Below are 6926 nucleotides of genomic sequence, written 5' to 3'. Positions count from 1 at the left end.
ATTCGTGTCTTACTAACAGCTTATAACACACCAAAACGGCGTTTAATAATGTTATTGGACAAAATTAGATTTCTACTCAAAGCACTAGAATAAATTTAACTTTTCCAATGACCGCTGTTCGCTCATACCCGAATTCTTTTGTAGCGGGCTAAGCTTAAAACTCCATAAACACCGGAGTACAACTAATGCACCAGTTAACAATATATCAGCCTAAAGAGCCTTGGAATAAAAATAAGCTTGTAGGACAAAAGTTACCTCTGAAATTACAGCAAATATGGGCTATCCGAATACGACTAGAACTTTTTCATAAAATAAGAGATCTAGCACTATTTAACCTAGCCATAGATAGCAAACTAAGAGGGTGTGATTTAGTTTCACTAAAAGTTAACGACATCGCACATGGTAAAACAATTCAATCAAGGGCAATAGTCGTTCAAAAAAAGACTGGTATGCCCGTCCAATTTGAAATTACTGGGAATACAAGGAAATCAATTGTGGCGCTCATAGAGCAATTTACTCTCAACTCTTATGATTACTTGTTTAAGTCACGAATTCATTCCTCAGAACACTTTTCAACCCGTCAATATGGACGTATAGTTGATTCTTGGGTCACTTCAATTGGGTTAGATAAGACTCAATATGGCACTCATTCTATGAGACGTACTAAACCATCACTAATTTACAAAAAAACTAAAAATTTAAGAGCCTGTCAGCTTCTACTTGGCCATAGAAAACTAGAAAGCACTGTCAGGTACTTGGGAATAGAAGTTGATGATGCGTTAGAAGTATCAGAACAGATCGATGCTTAAGTTTGAACCAATGCCAGACCTGAAGTAAGCGTCTGGCATTGGTTTCTAAAAAAATGTTAATCCACGCTACTTTGTTCTAAGAAAATCATAATGAAGCTGTATCAATATTGATTTGATAAGGCTTACTGACAAATTCAGCCATTTTTATACACTCCTTAACTGCAAACCCTCGTCCTTTGTAGTTTGCGAAAGCAATATGAGTATTATCAGTTAACACTGCATATAATCTATAGTCATGTGTGTAGCCTTTTCTAGGTATAGCTTTAAAACCTTTAATATCTGATAATTTATAAACACGTTTAAAAATAGTATATAAACTACTCGACTTTAATTCCAAGGTTTGTTTTGCGAGATCAAAACGACATACATAGCCACCAAACGAACCACTCCACCCTAGCCAGCATATAAACCCAGATACCCATATCGGTAATGATTTTGCTTCATCAGAATTAAACACATTAATTAGCCCGATAAATAAAAAGAAACCACACAACAAAACTAGCAATAATCTAGTTAACCTCGGTTGTCGATAAATAGCTAGCTCACTAGATAGTTCTTTAAAATACATTACAGCACTCCGTATTTAACTAAGCCGGCAATGGCTGTAAAAACAAAAAATGGCAGGGATAGTTTTATTAGCGATTTGCGATCCCATATTTCAATGAAAACAAGATCTTCACTATTAAAATCTTCATCTTCCAGGTGAGAGTTTGAATTAGCTTTTTTAGTATCATGAGTAACTTGAGGTGAGTTATATAATTCACTTTGAGCAAACCTTATCGGTGTTTTATTAGGCCAATCCGATATGGTTTCAACTGCAGTAGTATTATATTTCGTATATAAAAACGAAATGAACATCTTAGCATCTGTATACTGTTTAAATTCATATAACTGATCAACAAACTTAATTTGATAAGGGCCTTGCGCGCCTATACTACTTAATTCAAATGATAGTGTATCAAACGGTACAACAATTTTACTTCTTTGAAAGTAACCCCATAATGCGGTTTTTAAATTAAGCTGTTTTTCTGTCCCGTTAAACTCTAAGCGGCTCTTTCGACCAAAAAGCAATATTGATATACTTAAAAAGAAGCTTGCAGAAATAGCGAAGAAAATACTTTCCCCTCCTTCGCTTGTTACTGTCATCACAATGCTAGTAATTCCAGGAATAAGCATAATAAACGCAAAAATTTTGCTTGTCATTTCGCGTCTTGAGGGCATTGTTGTATTACCACTTTGATCTGTTTTGAGAACTTTTTTTACAAGCTTGGATAGATTGTTATATTCCATTACTTCAACCTTAAAAATTAATTATTACCTTATTTACATTAACAAAAAGTAGCTAAGTAAACCTTATCTCACGATACTTATATCGCTCCTTATACAGGAGCAAAATTACTATTTACAATACAACAGTTAATTCAAGTCAGGAAAATCTTAAATGCATTTGATATAAAAAGATGACCGTCTGCTTATCGCTCATAACTGCCTATCAATTGCACTCTACAATGTCTTATTTGATCTTCTTTGCTTATTTATTTTTTTACTGTTTTTGGCTGGCTTAATAGGTTTTATAAATATATGATATTGATAATTATTTGCATTAAAAGGTTTTGAAGGTGTGTGTGAAAAAGTCTATCTTAACTCTGGCGTTAGTTACGGGTTTGAGTGGTTGTAGCACAACAACTGTGCCGCCTGATAAAAGCTCATCATTATATTACTCAGCACTTTACAATGCACAAGCAAAGCCTGTTAGCTCTGTATTATTAGAGCCCACGCTATTAAATGTCGATGTGGTTTTAGTGGGTGAATGGCATACGCACCCGGGTGTGCATTTATTTCAGGCTGAGTTATTTGAGCAATTAAGCAAAAGTAATAAACGCACTGCCCTGTCGCTTGAACAATTTAGCCGCGCCGATCAGCTTACTTTAAACCAGTATGTTAAAGGTGAAATTGGTGAGCAATACTTAATTGACAACACCCAAGCGTGGCCTAACTACAAAAGTGATTACCGTGCGCTGGTAGAGCTGGCAAAAACGAACAATAGCGATGTAATCGCTGCAAATGCCCCTAAAAATATAGTCACCTGTATTGGCAGGCAAGGCATAAGTTACCTAAATAAGCTTGATGAAACTCAGCAAAGCTATATTGCGAGTACTATTGATACTTCACTAAGCGATTATAAACAACGCTTTATGGCATCAATGCACCATGGTACTTCAAGTCAAAACGAAAACTATTATGCAGCGCAAGTTACGTGGGATGAAACCATGGGGGAGTCTATCGTTAACTATTTAAATAATCATAAAGATGCGCAAGTAATGCATATAGCGGGCGATTTTCATGTAAAAAATGGCGAAGGTATAGCGCGCGTTATTAAGCGTTTAGCGCCAGAGCTAAATGTTGTGTGGATATCGCCGGTAACGAATGTGCAAGCTAATCAAAGTGGGTATCAGTTGCAGGTTAACCCTTTGCCAACCCGTTATGTACAAAAAGAACATCAGCAAGCCGCTTTTAAAGCGTTAGGCAAGCGAGGCGAGCAAACAGCTTGCTTATAAAATAACGACATAGTTAGTGAATCTCTTAACCAGGGCGCAGGTTAACTATGTCGTCATGTATTTAGTTTAGTTATTTCGGGCTTGGTTGGTTAGCTCAACCAGCGCTTTACGTACCTCTAACGGGCTGTTGCACTGGGTTTTAAAATTAATAAAGTAATTACGCTTTTGGCTTTGTATATAAAAACCAGTGGGTAATAGGCCGCTCATTATAGGGGTGTTATCGGCTACGCCGTAGTGCTGCATTAATATGAGCGACATAGCATCTTGGTGATCTTCATTCATATGGTTAATCATGCTTTGCTGTTGGCTTTCATCCCAGTTTTTTGCCTCGCCCTGCCACTCGATTTGTTCAAGCCAAAATATTTTGCCAAAGCCGCCAATGTAACGCACTCGCACTACGTCTAATTGCCATAATTGAAAGTCGTGCGCGTTGCGATAGCTAGCGGCTTCGGGGTATAGGGAAATATAGTTATCAAGTAAAGTGTGTGCTTGCTCACTTGGCACAATAGAGCCATCGCCTACAAGCGTTACGCGGCCGTGCTCGTTTTGATCGCCACTGTCGGTGGCATCAAACACAGTTAGGCTCATACGTGAGTCGTGCTTTAGATTTTTAGTGTGCTGGGCTATATCGCTAATAAAAAAGTAAACGCGGCCTTGTTCGTCGCACATATAGGGGGTTACTGAGCCAAACGGGTAACCGCGTAAATTATTAGAAATGGTCGACATAACACCGGCATTGGTTTTGTAAACCAATGTGCGTGCATCGTTTAACGCTTGCTCTCTCATAAAAACTCCTGACGTTGAGAAAAAACCATGGGTGCATCGTTATAAGGATGAGGGTTTACGTGCAGTTTCATGGCGTACATTTGTTGTAAGTTTTGTTCAGTTAATACGGTGTTTATAGGCCCACTTTGCAGCACTTTTTTGTTGTGCAGTAAAATAGCATCGGTTGCATAAAGGCTGGCCAAGTTTAGATCGTGTATTGCAATAATGGCGCTGTTACCCTGCTCTACAAATGCTTTAACGCAGCTGAGCAAAGCATGTTGATGGCGCATATCAAGTGCTGATGTAGGCTCGTCGAGCAGCATTAGTTTTGGCTCGGCCGATTGTGTAAAAGCGTTTAGCTGCGCTAAAGTACGCGCCATATGTACGCGTTGTTGCTCCCCGCCCGAAAGCGCACTTACGCGGCGAGTTAAATAATGGCTTAAATCCATAATAGCGGCGTATTTATTTACTTTTTCGCTTTGCATTTTTAATGACTCTACATATGGGTAGCGGCCCATTGCAATAAGCTCAAATACAGTAAAATCAAACCCTATGTGGTTTGCTTGCATCATCACTGCGCGCTGTGTGGCTAGGCGTTTTTTAGCATGAGCGGCCAGCGGCTTAGCATTAAAAAGTACACTGCCTGTAAAGGAGTGCATACCTGCTAAGGTATGCAGCAAGGTAGATTTACCTGCGCCATTTTCACCAAGTAGTGCTACAAGTTGCCCTTGTTTAGCGCTGCCATTAATAGCGTTTAAAACGCTGTGATTATCAAAGCCAACGCTTAGATTGTTAAACGTGATCATGACCAACCTCGCTTATTTTTCACTATTAAATAAATAAACAATGGCGCACCCAATAATGCAGTAATAATTCCAATGGGTAGCTCTGATGGCATTATGGCAATGCGTGCTAGCCAGTCAGAAAGTAGCAATACCACTACGCCAATTAGCATACAAAGCGGCAGCATATTACGTAAATGCGGCCCCACCATTAATCGGGCAATATGCGGGACTACTAAACCAACAAACCCTATTAAGCCGGTAAGTGCCACAACCGCCCCTACTCCTAGTGCAACAAGTATAATTACATATAGTTTGAGCTTGTTGGTGTCTACCCCTAGGTACTGAGCTTGTGACTCGCCAATAAGGAGTAAGTTCATGGGCTCTTTTAACCGCCACAGGCCAATTAGGCTGATAAACAGTAACGGCGCAGCTTGAATAATCGTGCTCCAGCTTGCTCCGCCTAATGAGCCCATGGTCCAGTAATTTATTAATCGTAGCGCGCTATCGTCGGCAAAAAAGCTCAGTAGCCCAATAACCGCAAATGCTAACGCGTTAATAGCCACCCCCACTAATATAAGTGTGGTGATATTAATTTGCCCTTGCTGCTTGGCAATAAAATATACCAGCGAGGTAACACCAAGCGCCCCTAAAAAAGAGGCATAAGGTAAATACAACTGCGCGTTAAAATTAAACTGCGCGCTAAGTGCTATAAACGCCACAGCAACCATAGCCGCACCCGCACTAATGCCAATAATAGATGGATCGGCCAATGGGTTGCGGCACAGCGCTTGCGTTGACGCACCTGTTTGGGCAAGCACCAACCCTACAAGCACTGCAAGCACAAAGCGTGGCAAACGTATTTGCATTACGACATTTATTTGCAGCGCATCAAACTGATTAAAGCGCTCGGGTGCAAGCCAAGCAATGGCTAAACGCCAATCCCACCCTGCTGGCCCATACCCTATGCTAAGTAGCGCCAAAGAAAAAATACACACAGAGGCTAATAGCATCCATTTATGGGTTTGGCTAAGTGTTACAGGGTTAAAACGGCTCAATGTTAGGGTGTTCATAAGCGGATTTTATACTCGTTAAGCTCATTAATTGCTGTGGCTATACGCGGCGACATGCCAAGCGAAAGTAGGCTATCCATTACAAGTAAGTTACAGGTTTGCGCCGCTTTTAATAAGTGTAGTGTAGGTTGCTCACAAAAAGCCTGCTTACCGCCAAGGCTTTGTACAACATGGGCTGGGGCTACTAAAAAGTCGGGCTGATTTACAGCCAGTACTTCACTATTTATTGCTTTAAAGCCTGAATGCGTAGCGCCTATATTGGTAATGCCTGCATAGCTAAATAATAAATTAGGGACGGTTTCTTGCCCGGCGGCAACAAGCCCGCGCTCATTAGCTGAGAGTAAAAATAGCGCGCTGTGTGTTTGCGCTTTTGCTTTTTCAGGTAACGATTTTGTAATGTGTGTAATAAGTGTTTGTGCTTTTTGCTTGGCGTTTAAATCGTCACCTAAGCGTTTTATTAGCTCAAGTAGCTCGTTAACTGAGGTCGGCTTTTTATAATGAATGAGCTTAACCCCTGTTGCCTCAATTTGCTTAAGTGCTTGGCTTCGCCCTGCGCCTTCAAGCGCTAACAAGGTGGTTGGACGCATTGAAAGTACGCCTTCTGCCGCTAATTCACGGTAATAACCCACCTGTGGTAATTGCGTAGCTTGCTGTGGGTACATACTAGATTGATCAACAGCTACAAGGGTATTTTGTTTGCCTAGCGCATAAATTATTTCAGTAAGGGTGCCGCCAGCGCTAATAACGCGCTCTTGTGCAAGTGCAGATTGGGCCATTAAAGCAAACAATATAAATAGGTATTTCATTACACACTCCGGTTTTATTTTTTGGCTATTATAACCAGTTAAATCTAAATGAAAATGATTATCATAATTAATTGATCTTAATTTGACTTAGTTGTAACATCTCCGCCATAAATAATAACTATTATCATTTGGA

Annotated in this window: 8 protein-coding genes; 2 read left to right on the top strand and 6 right to left on the bottom strand. The window is 40.1% G+C overall.

Going from position 1 to position 6926, the window contains the following annotated elements; genetic code table 11:
• The first annotated feature begins 185 nt into the window (after positions 1 to 185).
• Positions 186 to 809: a tyrosine-type recombinase/integrase gene (locus tag H5126_RS13610; RefSeq protein WP_182720230.1), complete on the top strand. Its 624-nt coding sequence runs from the start codon at positions 186 to 188 to the stop codon at positions 807 to 809.
• Positions 810 to 894: 85 nt separating this feature from the next.
• Here the strand turns inward: H5126_RS13610 and H5126_RS13605 are convergent, their stop codons facing one another.
• Together H5126_RS13605 and H5126_RS13600 are read right to left on the bottom strand one after the other, a co-directional pair.
• Positions 895 to 1377 (bottom strand): hypothetical protein, encoded by a 483-nt coding sequence (locus tag H5126_RS13605; protein WP_010388418.1) that lies wholly within the window; start codon positions 1375 to 1377, stop codon positions 895 to 897.
• Positions 1377 to 2099 carry a hypothetical protein gene (locus H5126_RS13600; RefSeq protein WP_010388416.1) on the bottom strand — a complete coding sequence of 241 codons (723 nt, stop codon included), beginning with the start codon at positions 2097 to 2099 and terminating at the stop codon, positions 1377 to 1379. The genes H5126_RS13605 and H5126_RS13600 overlap by 1 nt, the downstream gene beginning before the upstream one ends.
• 335 nt (positions 2100 to 2434) lie before the next feature.
• Between H5126_RS13600 and H5126_RS13595 the strand changes: the two genes are divergently transcribed.
• On the top strand, positions 2435 to 3367 hold the full coding sequence (locus H5126_RS13595) for a ChaN family lipoprotein (RefSeq protein ID WP_182720231.1): 933 nt from the start codon (positions 2435 to 2437) through the stop codon (positions 3365 to 3367).
• A 66-nt stretch (positions 3368 to 3433) separates the two neighbouring features.
• On the opposite strand, the gene H5126_RS13590 is transcribed toward H5126_RS13595, so the two are convergent.
• The 4 genes from H5126_RS13590 to H5126_RS13575 are packed head-to-tail and all read right to left on the bottom strand — an operon-like array spanning position 3434 to position 6793.
• A complete protein-coding gene (locus H5126_RS13590) occupies positions 3434 to 4153 on the bottom strand; it encodes a HugZ family protein (RefSeq protein ID WP_182692940.1) in 720 nt (239 codons plus the stop codon).
• Positions 4150 to 4938, bottom strand: a complete 789-nt coding sequence (locus H5126_RS13585; RefSeq protein WP_182720232.1) for a heme ABC transporter ATP-binding protein — start codon at positions 4936 to 4938, stop codon at positions 4150 to 4152. The genes H5126_RS13590 and H5126_RS13585 overlap by 4 nt, the downstream gene beginning before the upstream one ends.
• Positions 4935 to 5987 carry an iron ABC transporter permease gene (locus H5126_RS13580; RefSeq protein WP_182720233.1) on the bottom strand — a complete coding sequence of 351 codons (1053 nt, stop codon included), beginning with the start codon at positions 5985 to 5987 and terminating at the stop codon, positions 4935 to 4937. The genes H5126_RS13585 and H5126_RS13580 overlap by 4 nt, the downstream gene beginning before the upstream one ends.
• Positions 5984 to 6793, bottom strand: a complete 810-nt coding sequence (locus tag H5126_RS13575; protein ID WP_182715959.1) for a hemin ABC transporter substrate-binding protein — start codon at positions 6791 to 6793, stop codon at positions 5984 to 5986. Before H5126_RS13575 ends, H5126_RS13580 begins: the two co-directional genes overlap by 4 nt.
• Positions 6794 to 6926: the final 133 nt, after the last annotated feature.

The sequence above is a fragment of the Pseudoalteromonas sp. SG45-3 genome (genome assembly GCF_014164075.1).
Taxonomy (GTDB): Bacteria; Pseudomonadota; Gammaproteobacteria; order Enterobacterales; family Alteromonadaceae; genus Pseudoalteromonas; species Pseudoalteromonas distincta.
Note: the sequence above shows the minus strand (reverse complement) of the source record. Positions and strands in the feature narration are given on the sequence as shown.